Source organism: Kamptonema formosum PCC 10802, assembly GCF_000332335.1.
Classification (GTDB): Bacteria; Cyanobacteriota; Cyanobacteriia; order Cyanobacteriales; family Oscillatoriaceae; genus Oscillatoria.
The window spans coordinates 4,198,116-4,216,711 of record NZ_KB235948.1 but is presented as its reverse complement, the minus strand read 5'-3'; the positions used below and the strand labels follow the sequence as shown (position 1 = coordinate 4,216,711).

Sequence of the window (18,596 nt, the reverse complement as noted above, 5' to 3'; positions counted from 1 at the left end):
TGGTGTCGGATGCTAAGACATTATTTGTTTGTTTTATGATTTATCAAACCCCGACTGCGAGGCTGATCGAAGTGTTCTCCGCCATTCAAGGCGAAGGGCTCAATGTCGGCACTCGCCAGATTTTCATCCGCTTTGCCCTCTGCGATCTGCGCTGCCACTTTTGCGACAGCGCTCACACCTGGCAGGCACCGGCCACTTGCAGCATCGAGCAAACCCCCGGACTGCGGGACTTTCAAACCCACCCCAATCCCGTGCCGCTTGACAGCTTGCTGGAATGGACAGACCGGCAAAATCAACCGGGGCTGCACGACAGCATTAGCCTGACCGGCGGCGAACCCCTGCTGCACGCCCCCTTCTTGGCGGAATTTCTGCCCCAGCTTCGCGCCAGAACCGGCTTGCCGGTCTACCTGGAAACGGGTGGCCACCGCCCCCAGCAGCTGGCAGCGATTCTGCCCTATCTGGACTCCGCAGGCATGGACATCAAGCTGCCCAGTGTCAGCGGGGAAAGCCACTGGCCGGCACACGCGGAATTTCTGAAGATGTGCATAATAGCACAAAAGGAAGTTTTTGTCAAGATAATTATTTCCAGCCAGACGAACCCAGAGGAGTTAGAGCAGGCGGCGGAGATGGTGGCGGCGGTGAGTCCGGAGGTGCCGGTGTTTTTGCAGCCGGTGACACCCAATGCGCCGTCAGAGGGAGAGGCGGGACAGGTGCCGGTGATGCTGGCACCGGCACCTGAGCAAGTGCTGGAATGGCAAGCGCTGGTCAAGCGCCAGCTCAAACAAGTGCGAGTGGTGCCGCAGACGCACAAAATCCTGGGCCAGCTGTAATGGCATAGCGCATGGGGCATGGGGCATGGGGCATAGCGCTCCCCCGCTCCCGATTTCCCCTGCTCGCAAGCTCCCCTGCCCTTTTGCGTGATGCCCAATGCCCAACAGTCAATAAACGCTTTCAGATTGGTTGGTGTCGCGGGGGGATTTAGCTTTGGCTTTAGCCTTGTTAGCGCTGCGCTTGAGAGCTTGCAACCGGGCTTCGTACTTAGCCCGCAGCCCCTTCTTGGGGGTGAGCTCGACCAAAGTTTTCAAGGCGCTGCCCAGACTCTTGTAGGCATTGGGGAGAGAATAGCCAAACCGAGTGGCCAGGGCAATGGCTTTTTCGTCAGCATCCATCGCTTCTTGGAGTTGCTTGTCGCCATTATTTTTCTGATACATTCGGTACCCCGCCACCCCGCACAGCGCCAGGGCGAGCAGCAGCAGCAACCCATCCTGCACCCAGAGTTCGCCCACAGCGCCGCCCAGACCAATCGCCAGCGCCGCCATTTCCCACCCTTCTTTAGGGATGGTGTCGTTTTGAATTCTGGCCACTTCATGCCAAAACAGCAGATTTCTCTGGTCGAGCGCCAGCTGCTCCCACTTCACCAGGTCAATTTGGATCTCCACCTGATCCTTGCCAATCTCTTCGCAGCGGATCAGGGGGGGGTTGACCTCAGCGGTCTTCTCCACCATGACCCAGCTCTGCAATTCCGGCGGCAGCAAGCCTTTCAAGCGCCGGAGTTCATTTATTTCGGCTTTAGCAGTGGAGGTTGCATACGATGTCATAGAATCGGGCCCCAGAAAGTTTCAAACAGAAAATAAGCCTTTCCCTGGAACTAATTGTAAAACTTCACCGAATCGGTTGCCGGCTGGCCCACAGGTCGGCACCCCCCTGGCCCTCTCGCGCCGGCAGCACATCCCTGACGCACTGCTGTCCCGGCAGCACCGGCCTGTGGGCCCGCTCCCCCAATCCCCAGTAAATTCCCCCAACCTCACACTCTCCCCCTCTCTTCCTTGGCGTCCTTGGCGTCTTGGCGGTTCAAATATTAATAAAAACTATCACTGGCGCTCCCCCCAACCGTGACCCTCTCCTGCCGCCGCTATCATAGAATCCATTGGCTGATGGATTGCGAATATGAGCTATTGCCTCAACCCCCAGTGCCAGAACCCACAAAACCCTGCCGGCAATAAATTTTGCCAGCAGTGCGGCGCAAAATTGCTGCTCAAAGACCTGTACCGGGCGATTTCGCCACTCGGTCAGGGGGGTATGGGGCGAACCTTTCGGGCGGTCAATCACGGCAAATTTGACGAACCCTGCGTGATCAAGCAACTGTCGCCGCCGCCGCACGTGCAGCAAAATCCCGCCCACTTGCAGGAATACATTCGCCTGTTTAACGAAGAGGCGCGGCGGCTGTACGAACTGGGGGCGCACCCGCAGATTCCCGACCTGATCGCCTACTTTGAGCAAGACCGGCAGCTGTATCTGGTGCAAGAATTCATCGACGGGCAGAATTTGCTGGCAGAAAGGAACTTAAAAGGGCCTTACAGCGAAAATCAGATCCGGGAGCTTTTGGCGGATATCCTGCCGGTGGTTAAATTTATCCACGATCGGGGCGTCATTCACCGAGACATCAAGCCAGATAATATTATTCGCCGCCAGTCCGACAGCAAATTGGTGCTGATTGATTTTGGGGTTTCCAAACAGCTGTCAGGAACAAAGCCGGCTCAAGCGGGGACTCGCACCGGCACAAAAGGGTACGCCCCGACGGAACAGCTGCAATTTGGCAAAGCGTACCCAGCGAGTGACCTGTACGCCTTGGGCGCGACTTGCCTGCACCTGCTGACAGGCACTCACCCCTCTCGACTGCACAATCCTGTGGAAAATCGCTGGTTCTGGCGCGAACGCCTGCCACCGGGCGCTGCAGTGAGCGACGAGCTGGGGCAAATTTTGGACAACCTGCTGCACGAGTTGGTGAGGGATCGCTATCAGTCAGCAGATCGGGTGCTGGCTGCTTTAAATCCGCCAGCGGCACAGAGTTTGGTGGTGGCCCAATGGGGGCCGGCTGACTTTAGAACGATTGGCGAAGCGCTCAAAAACGCCCGGGCGGGAGCGAGCATCTTGGTGCGTCCTGGATTATACCGCGAAAGCATTGCCATTGACAAGCCAGTGGGGATTCTCGGGGATGGGCCGGTGGGGGAGATCGCGATCGAGAGTGGGGACTCGCCGGGGATTGTCATGCGGGCGGATTGCGCCACAGTGCGGGGTTTGACTGTGCGCCGGCGGGGGCTTGTGCCAGAGGGGGGCGACGGCAGTCTCCCACCGGCATCTGGGCGGTCCTGCGACAGTGCGGTGTGGGTGACTCAGGGATGCCTGATACTTGAGGACTGTGATATTGCCTCGGAAACCGGCCCTGGAATAGCGGTTGGCACGGAACGAGCCAACCCCGCTATCCGCCGGTGCGCTGTTCACGATAGCAGGAATTGTGGTATTTTGTTTGAGGGCAACAGTCAGGGGACTGTAGAAGATTGCGATATCTTTGGCAATGCCGGTGCCGGTGCCGGAATCAAGCAAGGCAGCAATCCTTTGATCCGGGGCTGCAAATTTCGCGACGGGAAAGACGCCGGTGTGTGTGTTAGCGAAAACGGTCAGGGGATATTAGAGGAGTGCGATATTAGGGGGAATGCCGGTGCGGGAGTGGCAATTGTCTCGGGCAGCAACCCGGTTATCCGCCGGTGCAAAATTCACGACGGGCAGCATAATGGGATTTGGATTTCCGAGCGCAGTCAGGGGATTGTAGAGGACTGCGATATCTTTGGCAACGCAATGCCGGGGGTGGGAGTGACTCTGGGCAGCAATCCCCTGATCCAGCGCTGCCAAATTCACGGCGGGAAAAATGTTGGTGTCTATTTCTGCCACAACAGTCAGGGAACTGTGGAGGACTGCGATATTTTTGGCAACGACGCTCCGGGGGTGGAAATTACGAAGAATAGCAATCCCACAATCCGGCGCTGCACAATTCGCAACGGGAGAGCATCTGGCGTGTGGGTTGCTGCGGGCGGTTTGGGGACAGTTTTCGGCTGCGATATTTTTGGCAACGCCCATTCAGGGGTGGGAATTGTGGGGGGAAGCAATCCGGTTATCCGGGGCTGCGAAATTCGGGACGGACAGCAGAACGGTGTCTGGATTACTGAGAGCGCTGAGGGGACTGTAGAGGATTGCGATATTTTTGGCAACGCCTATCCGGGGGTGGGAATTACTAACAAAAGCAATCCGGTTATCCGGGGCTGCAAAATTCGCGACGGCAAACAGAATGGTATTTGGATTGCCCAAAACGCTAGGGGGACAGTTGCTGGCTGCGATATTTTTGGCAATGCCGGCGCTCAGGTGAGGGTTGAGCGGGGCAGCAATCCGGCGATTGAGCGCTGCCAAATTCATGACGGGCCGAATAACGGTGTGTCCCTGACGGAGAGCGCTCAGGGGACATTAGAGGGCTGCCATATTTTTGGTCACGCTTCTGCAGGGGTGAGGATTGCCAAGGGCAGCAATCCTGCGATTCGCCGGTGCAAGATTTATGGGAATACTTACGGGTTGTGCGCTGACTCCAACGGTTCTGGAACGGTGGAAAACTGCGATTTGACCGGCAATTCTCGCGGGGCGTGGGACATCGCGCCCGGCTGTTCGGTAGCGCGCACCGGCAATAAGGATGGCAGATTGTTTGGGTTTTGAGCCGGTGCGGGGTTGAGAAACCGGGGAGAATAGGGGGAGAAACCCGGTTTCTTGAAGAAACCGGGTTTCTGGCAGCCCTCACTTTGTGTTTACAAAACACCCTGTATTAGGGCACCCCTCTTCTTTAAAAAAAGGCGGGGCGGTGGCGAATCAGGTTGAGGAATTCTTCGCGGGTTTTGTGGTCTTCGTCGAAGATGCCGAGCATGGCACTGGTGACTGTCCAAGAACCGGGTTTTTGCACGCCCCGCATGGCCATGCACATGTGGGTGGCTTCCATGACAACGGCGACTCCCTTGGGTTCCAAGATGGTTTGAATGGCTTCGGCGACTTGGCGAGTCAGGCGTTCTTGCACCTGCAGCCGGCGGGCGTACATCTCGACAATCCGGGCTAATTTACTCAGTCCGACTACTTTTTGGTTGGGGATGTAGGCGACGTGAGCTTTGCCCATAAACGGCAGCATGTGGTGCTCGCAGAGGCTGAAGAAGTCGATGTCCCGGACGAGAACCATTTCGTTGTGACCTTCATCAAAGATGGCTCCGTTGACCAGTTTTTCTAGGGACTGGGAGTAGCCGCTGGTGAGAAATCGCATCGCTTCTGCCACCCGCTTGGGGGTTTTCAGGAGTCCTTCCCGCTCTGGATCTTCTCCGAGGCTCAGCAGCATCGTCCGCACAGATTCCATCAGCTGCTGGTTATCTTCTTCGCTAGGGGAGTGCAGGTGGGGTTGGCGCTGACCGTCCAAGGTATTGCGGTCGGGTCGCGTTTCTAAGCTGGGGATAATTTCTGGAGTTTGAGACATTTTGGCACTATTATCTACGGATGAGCTGGAGCCATTAAAACCGTTGGAATAGGTAACAGTCATGATAAGTTTGGGTTAACTGTATGAGGAGTTGACAGGGCGAGCGCGTCAATTTCAGCTGTCAGCCGGTTCCGGATTTTGAAAAAGGCGATTGCCTGAAAAAATTTCAGATTCGGTTGCTGAATGCTGAATGCTTTTAGAGGGTGCCGGCACTGGGCATTAGGGTCAATTCTTCCAGCGCTGCTGTTTCTGGGAGCAGTGCGATATGCAAGATGGACTGGGCGACAACTTCTGGGGTTAGCATGCTAGAGCGGTTAAAGTCCGCTCCCACTGTTTCCGCATCCCAGAGGGGGGTATTGACAGCGCCGGGACAGATAGCTGTGACGCGAATTCCGTGGGGGCGCTCTTCTTCTGCCAGGGTTTTGGAAAGCGCCATGACGCCAAATTTGCTGACGGCGCAGGCACCCCAGTTGGGAAAGGTTTGTTTGCCGGCAATGGAGGCGACGTTGACTATCAGTCCGCTTCGGCGGGATCGCATGGCGGGCAAGACGCCTTGGACACACTGAAAGACGCTGGTCAGATTTAAGTCTATGAGGCGCTGCCAGTCGGCAAGGGGGGTATCCATTAAGGTGCCGGTGTACCCCATACCGGCGCTGTTCACTAAGATATCGATGGGGTTTTCTTCGGCTGCAATGGCGGCAATTCCCTCGCGCACCGAGGAGACTTTCGCCAAGTCCAAGGGATAAACCCCTGCTTTGACGCCACACAGCCGTGCGCCTTGAGCGACGGCTTCTAATTTTTCTTGGGATCGACTGACTAAAGCAACATCTATTCCTGCTTTTGCGAACGCCAAGGCTGTGGCTTTGCCAATCCCACTGCTAGCCCCTGCGAGGGGGGCGCGCCGTTTTGTTGGGAAATTCATTCAGATTTCCAAAAGTGCTTCTAATGAGCTAATTTTCTGGCTGACGCCAGTTGTGCGAGACTTACTGCTGGTGGACATTATCCCTCAGCTTTTCTCAATGGATTTGCACCGGCTGGTTGGGAAGATCGCAATCTATACATCGCCCCACCCTTACCAGGATTCTGGAAATTTGACTGGGGCTACCCTAGGGTGATTTTGTTTGGGACTGTGCCCGGTATCACCCCAGTCGAGGACAACGAGACTAGGCAAGATTAAATAACCATTAAAAATTGTTACGCTCCCATTTTATCACTCACAACCGCAGCTACAATGAGCAGATATACTGAATTTTCCTCCTCCCTGACAGGAGAGCGAATTTTCAGTTGTCTATTTTGATTCTGGCCTGAACGCTATAAACCATGATTTTACTGGGTTTCAGCTAATGCCAGCCTCTAAAAACAAGACACTAATCTAACGGAAATTTCCGTGCCGGCAATTAGATTTCTGTCCCTCGCCAACAAGCAGTGATAGCCAACCCCAGACAGGGCTCTGGCTGCGCTCCCTGCGCCCCCGTACTGAAGCGGTTCACAACAGGGCTAGATATGAGGCGCTGCCCGACTTTCTGGCGGTGGCAGGCAGTGAGTGGGCGGCGGCGTTGGGAGGGAATGTAACAGATGCCAAGACTCTTGGGGATATCTGGCATGGGGGAGGGGTGTGAGGCATGGTGAGTGGGGGACGGGAGAACAGGTGCTGTATGGTTCGGGAGTGGGAAGAAACCGGGTTACTTTGCGCCATGCAAAAAAAAACGGTTTGTGGTATTCTTTGACCGGCGGCGCTAGGCGGCACCTTCGAGAAACATGCCAATGCGGCGGAACTTTTGATAGCGAAGTTCGCGGCGGTGTGCGGCGGTGATCCCACAGAGTTCCTCTAAATTCTGTAAGAGCGCCTGCTTGAGAATCTCCGCCGCCTTGAGGGGATCGGCGTGGGCAGCCCCACTGGGTTCGGGCAACAGCTCGTCGAGGATGCCGAGGTTTTTCAAATCACCGGCGGTGATTTTCAGGGCTTCGGCGGCTTGGGGTGCCTTGCGGGCGTCTTTCCAGAGAATGGCGGCGCAAGCTTCCGGGGTGGCGACGGTGTAAACGGCGTGCTCGAACATCAGCAGCCGGTCGCCGACGCCAATGCCCAAGGCACCGCCGGAGCCGCCCTCTCCAATGACAGTGCAGACGATCGGCACATCGAGGCTGAACATCTCCCGCAGGTTGTAGGCGATGGCTTCTCCCTGGCCCAGATGCTCGGCTTCGATGCCGGCCCAAGCGCCGGGGGTGTCGATGAAGGTGAGTACCGGCATGCTAAAGCGGTTGGCGTGTTCCATCAGGCGCATTGCCTTGCGGTAGCCCCCCGGAGACGCCATGCCAAAATTTCTGGCCACATTGTCTTTGGTGTCGCGGCCTTTTTGGTGGCCAACGATGACCACCGGCTTCCCTCCCAGTCTGGCTAGCCCCCCGACGAGGGCGGGGTCGTCGGAGCCCCGCCGGTCCCCGTGCAGTTCCATCCACTCGTCGGCGATCGCCTGAACGTAATCCAGAGTGCTGGGACGCCGGGGGTGGCGGGCCAGCTGCAGCCGCTGCATGGGCGACAGGCTGCTAAAAATCTCTTGGCGCAGCTGCTCTGAGCGAGCTTCCAGCTGGCGGATTTGCTCGGAAACATCGACGCCATTTTCCTCTGCCAGCTGGCGGATCTGGTCAATGCGGGTCTCTAGCTCCGCCAGGGGCTTTTCAAAGTCGAGAAGGAGGGGTTTGCGCTCGGGACTGGCCACAATAGGAATTCGGATAGCATTGAGTGGATTCTTATAAAATCTTAACCTGTCGAGTGCGGATCGCAGATCCCCCCGAGAGCGGTTGCCTCGTTTGAGGCCGTCTGCTGCCGGTGATCCCCGCGCCGCCGGCACGCCAGCCGATTGCTTCCACCTGTGCCAGCATAGGGATGGCTCCGCAGTTATTGCGGCTTTCAATTGAATCAAGCACAACTATCTGCAACTGCACGAGAGCGTCTGGCTGCCGGCCCGCACCGCAGGCCAGCCCCTGCCAGCCCTGCGGGTTGTGCTGAAAGCCAGCCGCACACTCTCCCACCCCCCACCCCCCCTCAATAGCCATTTTGGATTTTAGATGTCCGGAGAATGGAATTGAAAACTCGGGGATCGAGCAGTTTTCCTCTTTCATAAAAAATTCTGAGCTGTTACGCTAATCATGCTGCTTGTTGCAAAAAAGAGGCAGATAGAGCAGGAGCCACTTAGATTAGGACATTAGACCTTCAGGGCAGGCGTCCCGCCTGCCCTAAGTCTATATAGCAGTAGGCATTTAGGGAAGGTACATTCCGGCCTCCCTTGCTCCCTTGCTCCCGAAGCTCCTATTGTCCTAACCCATATGACTATAGCAATCCACAGTTAGTTTAAGACAAGGCATGTCACTTGCTAGTAGGGATAGGGACAGGCGAGACGCCTGTCCTACGTCTTAACCTAAATGGCTGCTGCTATACTGCTCTACTCCTGAACTGCGTTGCGGGGATCTGCCCCGGAACGAGTTATTCTGTGGGTACGGGAAAGAGCGACCGCCCAGGAACGAGGGGAAAATCCTGAGCTGTTACGCTTTTAATTTGCTTATTGCAGAAAGGAGGCCCTGCCTCCTGAACTGCGTTCTGGGGCTCTGCCCTGGAACGAGGGCAACGAGGGAGAAGACCACATAATTTAAACTAAAAGGAAACAAATATGCCCCCAACACCCCCGAGAGACGGAAAGGAATTATTCGGAAATGAGAGGGCGTTCCCCGGCGCGCCAGTGCGGTCGCTGAAGCCGGCGGAGGCGCTGGTGGCTATTTTTGTGCTAGCTGCGGCTGCGGATGGGAAGATAGTTGAGGAGGAGAAGTGGGCGCTGTCTGCCAACCGCGTCCGGATGTTCAAATCTTATTCAGGCGAGCAGTTCAAAGAGCTTTTCAGTCAAGTCTTGAAGCTGATAGAGCAGCACAGTTCACCTGCGGTGTTTGCTGCTGCAAAAAAAGCGCTAACGCCGAAACAGCGACAAACTGCGTTTGCGATTGCCGCCGATCTAATTTTAGCGGATGCGGTTTTCACTAAAGAAGAAAAGCAATTTATGATTCAGCTGTGGCACGCTTTGGAAATCCCCGATGAGATTGGCGAGAAAATTATAGAAGTGATGAACATCAAAAATTTCGTGTGGGAAGAGGGGGAGCCGGTGGGATAAGGGCCCGCCGGCTGCCGGAGGTGCGCGGGTTGGGGGCGGAGGTGCCAGCCGCCACACTCTTCCCCAAAAAAGGCCCTCAGAATGACAGCAGGGGGCGGAATCCGTGCTTGAGCGAAACCTGCCCAATCATCTCCATTTTTTCCACAGTAATCTGATTCCGGCCCCAAGAAAAATTAGTGTGCCATTTTTCAAATTCCAGCAGCATCGACTCGGCAAAGCAGGCGAACAGCTGGCGTGCCGGCATCTCCATCAAGTTGACGATTTTCATAATCCGCCAGTCGATATCGAGGGAGTGCTCGACAATGCCCCCTTTGAGGACATACACCCCCGGGTGCTGGATTTGATTGCCCAGGTTTTTGGGATAGCCGCCATCTATCAGCAGGCAGGGCTGCTTTAACTGCGCCGGGTCAATTTCCACGCCCTTGGGCATGCTGGCCACCCAAACCACGATATCAGCTTGGGGCAGCGCTTCTTCGAGCTGCATGATTTTGCCGCGCCCCAATTCCTCCTGCAGCGCTTGCAAGCGATCTCGATCGCGGGCGATCAGCAGCAGTTCCGCCACATCGGTGCGGGCGTCCAGCCACCGGCACACGGCACTGCCAATGTCGCCGGTTGCCCCGCAAATGGCCACGGTCGCTTTGGACAGTTCAATGCCTAACTGGGGCGCGAGCTGTTCCAGCTGCCGGCAGATAATGTAAGCTGTGTGGGTGTTGCCGGTGGTGAAGCGCTCAAATTCGAGCTTGATGGTGCGGACTTGCTGCAGCTGCTGCAGGTTGAAATTTTCAAAAATGATCGAGGAGAAGCCCCCTAGGGCGGTGATTTTCAGGCCGTGCTTTTGGGCGTGAGCCATCGCGTTGACAACTTTGCGGGTGGCGGCCTTAATCCGGCGGGTGGCCAGCATCTCGGGCAAGAAGCAGGATTCCACGTACCGGCCTTCTATTTTCTGGCCAGTGATGCTGGTGACGGTAATCTCGTCAACGATTTGGGGGGGCGCGGAGCACCAAAAATCCAACCCTTGATCGGCGTATTCTGGGTAGCCCAGATCTCTGGCTACAGACTGGGCGTGTTCCAAACTGTTAAGGTGACCGATTAGACCAAACATGAAGTTCTACCAGTAAGCCGGTGAATCAGGGGGCGAGCGGGGAATTGAAAAAAATGTTAAATATTATTTAACCATAAACACAGTACGGCAGAGGGGCGCAAAAAAAAAGCAAGGGCGCGGCACGCCGCGCCTTGCCGGAAATTGAGCGAATTTTGGCTCAACAGGCCGGTGGCCTCCCTGATGGGCCCTCAGACAGAGGCCAGACCGTAGGCGGACAGGCGCATCAGTTCGCGGGGGCTGAAGCCAATGTTGCTGAGGGCTTCACCGTAGGCAATCATGAAGTCCTCCACCAGGGCGTCTTTTTCCATGCCCAGGATTTTGGCGTCGGCTTCCACTTCGTTGAGCATCCGCCAGACCAGGGGCAGGTTTTGCCGGTTGGCTTGCTCCAGTTCGGCTTTGGACTCTTCAAAGTGTGCTTTGAGCCACTTTTCGCCGAAGTTGAGGTGGGAGTATTCGTCCTTGACGACGCCTTCGGTGATTTTGCGGGCAAACGCATCTGCTACGGGGATGTAGATGTTGTACGCCGCGATCGCAAAGCACTCAATAATCAGCGCCTGAATCAACAAGCATGTTACAGTGCGGCCTTCGGCTGCGGCTTCTTGGAAATTCCGGTGCAGGTCGGCAAAGAAGTTGCGGGCAAACTCCATATCTGGCGTCACCTGGAGATTCCGGCCACAGGCTTGGAACCCTTTCATGTGGCGCGACTCCATTTTGGACAAGGCAATCAGCTCATCCTTGTGATCCGGCAGCAGTTCAGCCAGTTTGATGTAGTTGTCATTGGCCTCTTGTTCGCCTTCAATCACAATGGCGTTGATGCGGCTGTAGGCGTCCTTGTAGGTTTCGCTGTGGAAGTTTATTTCTGGGCTGAGCTCAAGCTGCGGCATAGCTGTCTTTTCTCCTGCGCAAGGGTGGTAGATGGTAGAGCGAAGCTTACACTCTAGGGGTTTTTGCGAAATTGAGCGCGTACTTTTAAGCTTATAGTGTAATTTACCTACTTTCAACGCAGGATTTACTCCTCTTGCCGGAATCCGCCATTCTGAAGAGTTCCACCGGCAGCCGCCATATCAGCCGCGAGCGTAAAAAAAAGTAGCGCTGACTGCATATTACCAAATCGCGGGGGCTGAACTGATTTTGATTCCTTTGCCAACCCATAAGGAAATCTGATGAATTGGCGGCCTGACAGCAAGTTCTACAATGGCTCGCCGGCAGGCGGCCTCCGCCGAAAGCCACAGAACCCCTGCAAGACCGGCCAGCACGGGGCAGCGGGCCAGCTTGCTGCCGGTTGAGCCCCCATTCCACCGAGACTGGGGCCGGCTGTGACCGGCTTTCAGGGTTGTGCCCGGGCGCTGCCGGGCGATCCCTTGGCCCGGTTTAATTTTTCAAGACTTACGCAACGACACTTCATGTGGTGTGGGGTGGGTTACGCTAGCGCTAACCCACCCTACAGATAGAGACGCAAGCGTAAGTCCTGTTTTTGTTGAATTTTTGGGCCCAGCCAGCGATTGCGCTGGCGGCTCTCGCCTGAGGGGTGATTGCGCTCCCACTTCAGGCGCTCCCCCTGTTCCTGGCACTCATGTGGGGACACCGGCTCCCCACCTAATGGCCCCTGAGGCCCGCCGCCGGCGCGGCGTCAGGGATTTTCCCGCACCGGCACCGAGTGGGAAAAAACCGCCGGTCAGCCCAGCTTTGCCCCCTGACAGAGGGCTGCCGGCGTGCCGTTTCCTGGCCGGTCCAGCCTTTACCTGCCCAGACTGTGAGCGTAGAATCATCCGCCGCACTTCGCTAAAGTTCGCTAGAGCTTAAAATATAAAGGCTCTAATTAAGCGGCTGCCAATCTATCGGGGCTGGCCGCAGCCGGCTCCGCCGCCCTGTTTCCAGACATGGTGGCCCTGTGACGAGCCCCCGCAAAACCCCTGATGGCGCGCCGGTGGAGCGGTTTGGGTGAGAGGGGACAAGAAGGATTAAAAAATTGTTAAAGGCTGACGCCGGCGTGCAGTAAGATAAGATCGTCCGCTTTGCAGCGGATGCCCCAATACAGTTAGCCTCTTCGAGGGCGGGGGGATGGACGCCACAAGCGGGAGCCAAGGGAACTGGGTATTGCGCTCGCACCGAAAATTCGAGAGCGCTCACCAGGCTGCAACCCGCCTGTCAAGGCGCGAATCGCGCTTATCTTTGCGCGGCATTAGGTCTGCGCGCCCAGTAGGAACCCGCAGCCGAGTTCCAGAGGATTTTTCCAATGAAAACGATAGAGATTAATGGGTGGAGTTTCCCCAAATAGATAAAGCGATCCTCTGTTGGGAATAGTCCGCCGGTCGAAAAGTTTACAAATAGAGTAGAATGATTGCTAGCGTCTAAATTCAAGATCCAGTCGTGAAACCAACTGATCGAAACCTTCTGCCAGTTGTTACCGTAGGAGCTCTAGTGACCGGCTCTGACAGTCGAGTTTTAATCGCAAAAACTACTAAATGGACAGGTTTGTGGGGCGTCCCAGGGGGCAAAGTAGAGTGGGGGGAATCCCTAGAAGCTGCGCTTGTGCGCGAATTTCGCGAGGAAGTGGGGCTGGAACTTACTGAGATTCGTTTTGCCCTATTGCAGGAAGCGGTCATCGACCCCCAGTTTTACAAAGAAGCGCATTTTGTACTGGTCAACTACTACGCCGCAGCGTCGTCGGAAAAGGTAACACCCAATGAAGAAATTGTGGAGTGGGAGTGGGTTTTCCCACAAGACGCATTGCGCTATCCTCTAAACACTTACACCCGCGTACTGATTGAAACTTATTTAGAGCAAACAAATGGCAAGGCTTAAGAAAGCTTTGGTTACCGGAGCGGCCAAAGGGATTGGTCGAGCTATTGCGCTTGATTTAGCAAACAAAGGTTTTGACGTCGCAGTGCATTATAACCGCAGTGTGTCAGCGGCTAGAGAAGTAGCCGATTTTGCTGCATCCTTTGGAGTTAAAGCTCTGACCCTGCAAGCTGATGTGACAGATCCCGAGGAAGTGCGCTATTTGGTGGGAAGTGCGGCGGAGCAGTTGGGGGGACTCTCGGTGGTGGTCAATAATGTGGGCAACTACCTTAAGAAACCAATAGAAGATGTTAATGTCGAAGAGTGGCATGAAATCTTAAATTCCAACTTGAATGCCACCTTTTACGTCACTCAAGCGGCTCTGCCTCACCTGAAAGCAGCCGGTTGGGGGCGCATAGTTAACCTGGGGTTTGCGGGAGCGCAGAACTTAATTGCGCGCCCCTCAATCGCTCCCTATGCGATTGCTAAAACAGGCATTATTCTGTACACAAAAGCCTTAGCAAAACAGCTAATAAAATATAACATTACCGCTAATGTAGTTTCGCCTGGGGTTGCGGAAACCTCTGTGAGTCAGCCTCTGGAGCAAATCCCTTCCGGTCGCCTCGCCACTCTCGATGAGCTGGTGCGTGCTGTGGATTTCTTTATCGCGCCAGATTCGGATTACATCACTGGTCAAGTTGTGGAAATCGCGGGCGGTTGGAATATTTAACCCCTGAGAGCGGTTGAGTGCCGGGATTTGGGGATTGGGGGATTGGATATTGGGGAAAATTCCGATTCCCCCGGTTTGAGGTCTGTGAGAGTTAGGAAATATACGGAAATAGGGGCCGGTTTTAATCGTTTTCTCGTTTTTCCCTTGGGGGGAGTGGCGCTTTTGCCTGTTTTGCCTTTGACAGTGGGGCAAAAAGCTCTGCTGGTGCCAGTGCTGGCGGTTTTGGCAGAAGTCGCTTTCTGGCTGGGGTTGCTGCTGGTGGGGAAAGAAGCGGCTGCCAAGTACCGGCGCTATTTTCGCCCGCGCTATGTTTGGAAGCGTTTGAGTGGGTTGATAGGGAAATAGCAGACACGGGATACGGGGAAGGGGCGCTAACTGTGCTGTTTCGGGCGCGGGGCAGCAACAGAAAGTTTTTTTCGGGTTTGCCGGGGCAAAGGGCGCAGCGCCCCGGAGAGGGGCGGCTGCTGTGTTTAGGAATCGGGTTCGGAGAGGACTCGCAGGCGAATGGAGCGGTCGCTGCCATCGCCAAGCTGGACTTCCATCACGTCGCGGGCGAGCCGGTCGAGACAGGTCAGGAGGGCTCGCAGGTTGGGGGTGCTCGCGCCGGTCTCTACATAGAGCCGGTCGGCGAGATTGCCAACGCGCTTCCAGGTGGTGTAAAGCTTGGCGATCATTTGCTCGAGCTGAGCCGCCTGCTTGACCAGATCGGCTGTGGTGTTCAAACAGCCGGTTCGCAGGGCTTCTTCGAGGGCCATTTCCACGTCCACGGATGTCTGGCTGATGGCTTGCACTTGGGCGGCGGCGTCGAGATAGCGGGACAGGCTGCGGGCTTCTGAGGTCAGCTTTTTCACGGTATCGACGTCGGGATTCTCTGCGGCTTCCTCCTGAATGGCGCTGATGTGGGATTCTGGCAATTTTTCCATCTCTCGCACCAGGGGGGCGAGGTAGTTGGTGGGGAGGGAACCGGCAGAGGCTTTTTCCTTGATTTCCTCGGGGAGGAGATCTGAGCTCATGGCTGTCCACTCGTCAGCCAGCTGGCGGACTTCGCGTCGAGTGATGCGGTTGCCGGTGCGGGCGGCTTCTGTAACCAGCTGCTGGATTTCAGGGCTGGCTTTGGCGGTTTCCACAAAAGCGCGCATGCTGAAGTTGTTAATGCTAGCGGGGTCTAGCTGTCCCTCTTCGAGCAGGGTGTCGGCGCTCTTGGCCAGTTCTATGAGGGCGTAGGCTTGGCTTTTGCTGATTTCTCGCTCTTTGAGCCAGTTGAGGAAGCCTTTCCCCCGCCCTTCGCCGCCTTTTTTCTCTCGATCGCGCACTGAGCGCAAGATCCGCCCCCGCCAGATTTGGGTTTGCAGGTCAAAGCGATCGCACACTTTCCAGGCGCTGTCAAGCTGGAGCTGAAATTGGGGCTCGGGAATTTCTTCGTCTTCTGGATCGGGCAGCTCGAAAGTTAGGTCGGTGATGCCGGCGAGGGCAGCAGCAAGCTCGTCGGGAGACTGGGGAAGCGGAACCATCAGGGATTGGCAGACAACAGTTAGATTATTATCCCACGTCTGGATTCTTTTGTATAGGGGTTTGGGGTTTGGGGTTTGGGGAAGGACTGGGCTATCAGGGAGGTCGAGCAAGGGAGCTACGCCGGAGGGTGCGAACGCATGAATGTCCCATCTCTAAAAGTCGAGCTCTGAGGTCCATCGGTGGAGTTCGGAGGTCCATCGTCCAAGCTCTGAGCTCTGAGGTCCATCGGTCGAGCTCTGAGGTCCATCGGTCGAGTAGGGTGCGTTCCCCAGGGGGGAACGCTACTGGTGGGGAGTGGGGTTTTCGGCGCACCCTACTACCTGCGGGCGATCAGTCCGACGATCGCGCCAATCACGATGGCGCTCAAAACAGCCACAAGTATGACAAAGAGTATCACACCGGCCAGCAGCAGGAGGATAAACGACCGGTCGGCCTTTTTTGTGGTCGCCTGGGGATATTTTAAGTTGGTTTCCAGCAGCTCCATGTTTTTGGTATTGGCTTTCCAGGCGAAATCCATCAAGTCTCCCAGCACCGGCACTGTGCCAATCAAGGTATCCAAGACGATGTTGAGAACCATGCGCACCAAGGTTTCTTTGGACAAGCCCAGCTTAGCTGATGTGAACACGATATAGGCGGAGAGAAGTCCTCCGAGGATATCGCCGCCGCCTGGGATTAGCCCCAAGATGCCATCCAGTCCTATGCTGAAAGGCGTCCCCGGGATGCCAATGGCGTTGTCGAGGAGATTGCTAAGTTTGCGCAGGCGCTCCACGGTGGCGGCGTCGGAGTTTTTGCCGGCACTTATGGGGGAAGGGTTGGGGAGAGGTTGGGTCATGTGAATTTTTTCCTATGCTGGAGCGATATAAAGGGTGGCGTTAGCGCCCTTCGGCGCGGAACGCGCAGCGAGCTTGGGTGAGATCGTTATGGTCTAATACAGAGTAAAATTAAAATTATACGTGCAGTTAGCGTCAAAAGATGAAAGTCAAACGCCTACAAATGACCGGCTTCCGTGGGATCGGCGAGCTGACTCTGGAGTTTGATGCCGGTGAGCCTACTGTACTCATCGGCGTCAACGGTGTGGGAAAGTCGAGTATTCTTGACTGTCTCGCCATTCTCCTGTCCTGGTTTATGGTGCGGATTGTATTCGATCCAGAAACCCGAGAACATTTGCAGCAATCTGTGAAAGTGTTTAGCAAAAACTTCCGGAGCGGATTTCAGCAAGAAGACCTGGCAGATGATCGTTCCTTTAGCGAACAGGACATCAAAAATGGGGCCAGCCAGACCCGCAGCGAAATTACACTTTCACTGGACTCGCAGGAAGTGAGCTGGGCTCTCACCCAGACTCTGGAAAAAGGGAGCAAAAAACCAAACAGCAACCTGGCAGAGTTAGAGCGAGTTACTGGTGGTATCCGCCAAAAAGGGAAAACTAATGAACCAGCCAACATACCTCTGGCAGTTTACTACCCTGTCAGTCGGGAGGTTGGCGATATCTCCCTGCAAAGACCTAATAAGCTTATTACTAAAGTAGCGGACGCCTATGACGGTGCCCTGCAAGGTAAAGCAATCAATTTTGAAATGTTTTTCCAATGGTTTAGAGACTGGGAAGATTTGGAAAATGAACAGCGGCGAGACAATCCTGCGTTTCGAGATGGCAAACTAGAAGCTGTAAGAAATGCTATCTCCTCCCTGCTACCGGGGTTCTCGAACCTGCGCGTCCGGCGCTCGCCCCTGCGAATGACGGTGAGCAAACAAGGTGAGGAGCTGATTATCAATCAGCTGTCTGATGGTGAGAAATGCTTGCTGGCAATGGTGGGGGATTTAGCAAGAAGGCTGGCAATTGCCAACCCGGGACTGTCAGACTCACTCGCAGGAAGCGCCGTTGTGCTGATTGACGAAATTGAGCTGCACCTTCACCCCAAATGGCAGCGCGAGATTATACCGGCGCTGACAAGAACTTTCCCAAACTGCCAATTTATTGTCACAACGCATTCGCCGCAAGTGGTCAGCCATGTGCGCCCTGAAGGGGTCTACCTGTTGGAGAAAACACCTGAAGGTATCGTCGCTAAGCGTCCAGAAAGCTCTTTTGGGAGAGACAGCAATCGTATCCTTGAAGACCTCATGGGTGTTCCAGATCGTCCGCAGGACATTAAGGAGGATTTACTTGAGCTGTTTCGACTTATTGACCGGGGAAATCTCGATGGCGCTCGGCAATTGCGCCAGCAGCTGGCTAACGAAATTGGCGCTGATGAGCCGGAGTTTGTCCGAGCAGATATCCTGATTCGCCGCAAGGAGATTCTCAACAAGTGAAACACATTCAAAAGGGTGAGGAGCCAGAAAAGTTGGCAGACTGGAAGAAACTGGCTAACGAAAATTGGACGCCAACCTATGATGACCTTCGGGGAGAAGTAAAAACTGATCTGCATCATTCGTTGCTGCGCGAGCAGGGCTATATCTGCTGTTACTGCGGCATGCGGATTGCGGTGGACAGCAGTCATCTCGAACATTTCAAGCCCCAGAGGTACTATCAGGATCTAGCACTGGAGTACAGGAATCTGCTGGCTTCATGCCAGAGAGAGAGTAAGAAGTCTGAGCCAGTCCATTGTGGCAAGAAGAAAGACGACTGGTACGATGAGCGGCTTATGGTTTCGCCTCTGGAGGCTAACTGTGCGGATTTCTTTCGCTACCTGGGTTCTGGAGAGATTCTGCCAACAGATGAGGCAGATAAAAAAGATGCTGCAGTCAAAACGATTGACAAGCTCGGACTCGACATTGATAAGCTGAGAGCTATGCGCCGCGAGGCGATTGACGGGATTTTGGAGGCAATTGACGGACTCACCGGCGAAGAAATTCAGCTGCTAGCTCAAGGCTGTGAAAACCCCGACGCAAATGGACAGCACGCGCCGTTTTGTGGGGCGATAACCTACATCCTCAAACACTACTTTGTGCCTTAAAAATTTTCCTCTCTATACTGATTGATAAAAA

18 protein-coding genes are annotated in these 18,596 nt (G+C 55.2%); 8 read left to right on the top strand and 10 right to left on the bottom strand.

From position 1 onward, the window contains the following. The first annotated feature begins 35 nt into the window (after positions 1-35). Positions 36-830 (top strand): 7-carboxy-7-deazaguanine synthase QueE, encoded by a 795-nt coding sequence (locus OSC10802_RS0118215; protein ID WP_026098594.1) that lies wholly within the window; start codon positions 36-38, stop codon positions 828-830. Between the two features lie 108 nt (positions 831-938). Here the strand turns inward: OSC10802_RS0118215 and OSC10802_RS0118210 are convergent, their stop codons facing one another. Next, the gene (locus OSC10802_RS0118210; protein ID WP_017718204.1) at positions 939-1,598 is read right to left on the bottom strand and encodes a DUF3318 domain-containing protein; all 660 of its coding nucleotides are present in this window, start codon (positions 1,596-1,598) and stop codon (positions 939-941) included. A 349-nt stretch (positions 1,599-1,947) separates the two neighbouring features. On the opposite strand from OSC10802_RS0118210, the gene OSC10802_RS44530 reads away from it, so the two are divergent. Further along, on the top strand, positions 1,948-4,539 hold the full coding sequence (locus OSC10802_RS44530) for a right-handed parallel beta-helix repeat-containing protein (protein WP_017718202.1): 2,592 nt from the start codon (positions 1,948-1,950) through the stop codon (positions 4,537-4,539). 124 nt (positions 4,540-4,663) lie between these two features. Here OSC10802_RS44530 and folE read toward each other — a convergent pair whose 3' ends face one another. The 4 genes from folE to OSC10802_RS0118180 all read right to left on the bottom strand — a co-directional run bounded on the left by folE (position 4,664) and on the right by OSC10802_RS0118180 (position 8,455). Beyond that, on the bottom strand, positions 4,664-5,398 hold the full coding sequence (folE, locus tag OSC10802_RS0118195; protein WP_017718201.1) for a GTP cyclohydrolase I FolE: 735 nt from the start codon (positions 5,396-5,398) through the stop codon (positions 4,664-4,666). 133 nt (positions 5,399-5,531) lie between these two features. After that, positions 5,532-6,257, bottom strand: coding sequence for an SDR family oxidoreductase (locus OSC10802_RS0118190; RefSeq protein ID WP_017718199.1), 726 nt, complete (start codon positions 6,255-6,257; stop codon positions 5,532-5,534). 814 nt (positions 6,258-7,071) lie between these two features. Further along, positions 7,072-8,052, bottom strand: a complete 981-nt coding sequence (gene accA, locus OSC10802_RS0118185; RefSeq protein ID WP_017718198.1) for an acetyl-CoA carboxylase carboxyl transferase subunit alpha — start codon at positions 8,050-8,052, stop codon at positions 7,072-7,074. Between the two features lie 31 nt (positions 8,053-8,083). Next, complete coding sequence (locus OSC10802_RS0118180) at positions 8,084-8,455, bottom strand: hypothetical protein (RefSeq protein WP_017718197.1); 372 nt, start codon at positions 8,453-8,455, stop codon at positions 8,084-8,086. 545 nt (positions 8,456-9,000) lie between these two features. Between OSC10802_RS0118180 and OSC10802_RS0118175 the strand changes: the two genes are divergently transcribed. Continuing rightward, positions 9,001-9,492, top strand: a complete 492-nt coding sequence (locus OSC10802_RS0118175; RefSeq protein ID WP_017718196.1) for a tellurite resistance TerB family protein — start codon at positions 9,001-9,003, stop codon at positions 9,490-9,492. Between the two features lie 76 nt (positions 9,493-9,568). Here the strand turns inward: OSC10802_RS0118175 and OSC10802_RS0118170 are convergent, their stop codons facing one another. The 3 genes from OSC10802_RS0118170 to OSC10802_RS50265 all read right to left on the bottom strand — a co-directional run bounded on the left by OSC10802_RS0118170 (position 9,569) and on the right by OSC10802_RS50265 (position 12,363). Beyond that, a complete protein-coding gene (locus tag OSC10802_RS0118170) occupies positions 9,569-10,594 on the bottom strand; it encodes a long-chain acyl-[acyl-carrier-protein] reductase (RefSeq protein ID WP_017718195.1) in 1,026 nt (341 codons plus the stop codon). Positions 10,595-10,782: 188 nt separating this feature from the next. Continuing rightward, entirely contained in the window at positions 10,783-11,478 is a 696-nt protein-coding gene (locus OSC10802_RS0118165) for an aldehyde oxygenase (deformylating) (RefSeq protein WP_017718194.1), read from the bottom strand. A 687-nt stretch (positions 11,479-12,165) separates the two neighbouring features. Then, positions 12,166-12,363: a hypothetical protein gene (locus tag OSC10802_RS50265; protein WP_155968034.1), complete on the bottom strand. Its 198-nt coding sequence runs from the start codon at positions 12,361-12,363 to the stop codon at positions 12,166-12,168. 601 nt (positions 12,364-12,964) lie between these two features. Here OSC10802_RS50265 and OSC10802_RS0118150 point away from each other — a divergent pair. The 3 genes from OSC10802_RS0118150 to OSC10802_RS40755 all read left to right on the top strand — a co-directional run bounded on the left by OSC10802_RS0118150 (position 12,965) and on the right by OSC10802_RS40755 (position 14,450). Then, positions 12,965-13,399 carry an NUDIX domain-containing protein gene (locus OSC10802_RS0118150; protein ID WP_026098593.1) on the top strand — a complete coding sequence of 145 codons (435 nt, stop codon included), beginning with the start codon at positions 12,965-12,967 and terminating at the stop codon, positions 13,397-13,399. Beyond that, positions 13,386-14,105: a bifunctional dihydropteridine reductase/dihydrofolate reductase TmpR gene (gene tmpR / locus OSC10802_RS0118145; protein ID WP_017718190.1), complete on the top strand. Its 720-nt coding sequence runs from the start codon at positions 13,386-13,388 to the stop codon at positions 14,103-14,105. The genes OSC10802_RS0118150 and tmpR overlap by 14 nt, the downstream gene beginning before the upstream one ends. An 84-nt stretch (positions 14,106-14,189) precedes the next feature. Continuing rightward, entirely contained in the window at positions 14,190-14,450 is a 261-nt protein-coding gene (locus OSC10802_RS40755; protein ID WP_369797084.1) for a transporter suffix domain-containing protein, read from the top strand. A gap of 125 nt (positions 14,451-14,575) precedes the next feature. On the opposite strand, the gene OSC10802_RS0118135 is transcribed toward OSC10802_RS40755, so the two are convergent. Together OSC10802_RS0118135 and OSC10802_RS0118130 are read right to left on the bottom strand one after the other, a co-directional pair. After that, entirely contained in the window at positions 14,576-15,616 is a 1,041-nt protein-coding gene (locus OSC10802_RS0118135; RefSeq protein ID WP_017718188.1) for a hypothetical protein, read from the bottom strand. A gap of 317 nt (positions 15,617-15,933) precedes the next feature. Continuing rightward, positions 15,934-16,449, bottom strand: coding sequence for a DUF4112 domain-containing protein (locus OSC10802_RS0118130; protein WP_017718187.1), 516 nt, complete (start codon positions 16,447-16,449; stop codon positions 15,934-15,936). Between the two features lie 140 nt (positions 16,450-16,589). Between OSC10802_RS0118130 and OSC10802_RS0118125 the strand changes: the two genes are divergently transcribed. Further along, the gene (locus tag OSC10802_RS0118125) at positions 16,590-17,921 is read left to right on the top strand and encodes an AAA family ATPase (protein ID WP_017718186.1); all 1,332 of its coding nucleotides are present in this window, start codon (positions 16,590-16,592) and stop codon (positions 17,919-17,921) included. Further along, positions 17,918-18,565, top strand: a complete 648-nt coding sequence (locus tag OSC10802_RS0118120) for a retron system putative HNH endonuclease (RefSeq protein ID WP_017718185.1) — start codon at positions 17,918-17,920, stop codon at positions 18,563-18,565. The genes OSC10802_RS0118125 and OSC10802_RS0118120 overlap by 4 nt, the downstream gene beginning before the upstream one ends. Positions 18,566-18,596 lie beyond the last annotated feature (31 nt).

Coding starts and splice junctions, on each gene's coding strand:
- OSC10802_RS0118215 (WP_026098594.1), top strand. CDS start 36: ATGATTTATCAAACCCCGACTGCGAGGCTGATCGAAGTGTTCTCCGCC.
- OSC10802_RS0118210 (WP_017718204.1), bottom strand. CDS start 1,598: ATGACATCGTATGCAACCTCCACTGCTAAAGCCGAAATAAATGAACTC.
- OSC10802_RS44530 (WP_017718202.1), top strand. CDS start 1,948: ATGAGCTATTGCCTCAACCCCCAGTGCCAGAACCCACAAAACCCTGCC.
- folE (WP_017718201.1), bottom strand. CDS start 5,398: ATGACTGTTACCTATTCCAACGGTTTTAATGGCTCCAGCTCATCCGTA.
- OSC10802_RS0118190 (WP_017718199.1), bottom strand. CDS start 6,257: ATGAATTTCCCAACAAAACGGCGCGCCCCCCTCGCAGGGGCTAGCAGT.
- OSC10802_RS0118180 (WP_017718197.1), bottom strand. CDS start 8,455: ATGAAAGAGGAAAACTGCTCGATCCCCGAGTTTTCAATTCCATTCTCC.
- OSC10802_RS0118175 (WP_017718196.1), top strand. CDS start 9,001: ATGCCCCCAACACCCCCGAGAGACGGAAAGGAATTATTCGGAAATGAG.
- OSC10802_RS0118170 (WP_017718195.1), bottom strand. CDS start 10,594: ATGTTTGGTCTAATCGGTCACCTTAACAGTTTGGAACACGCCCAGTCT.
- OSC10802_RS0118165 (WP_017718194.1), bottom strand. CDS start 11,478: ATGCCGCAGCTTGAGCTCAGCCCAGAAATAAACTTCCACAGCGAAACC.
- OSC10802_RS50265 (WP_155968034.1), bottom strand. CDS start 12,363: ATGATTCTACGCTCACAGTCTGGGCAGGTAAAGGCTGGACCGGCCAGG.
- tmpR (WP_017718190.1), top strand. CDS start 13,386: ATGGCAAGGCTTAAGAAAGCTTTGGTTACCGGAGCGGCCAAAGGGATT.
- OSC10802_RS0118135 (WP_017718188.1), bottom strand. CDS start 15,616: ATGGTTCCGCTTCCCCAGTCTCCCGACGAGCTTGCTGCTGCCCTCGCC.
- OSC10802_RS0118130 (WP_017718187.1), bottom strand. CDS start 16,449: ATGACCCAACCTCTCCCCAACCCTTCCCCCATAAGTGCCGGCAAAAAC.
- OSC10802_RS0118125 (WP_017718186.1), top strand. CDS start 16,590: ATGAAAGTCAAACGCCTACAAATGACCGGCTTCCGTGGGATCGGCGAG.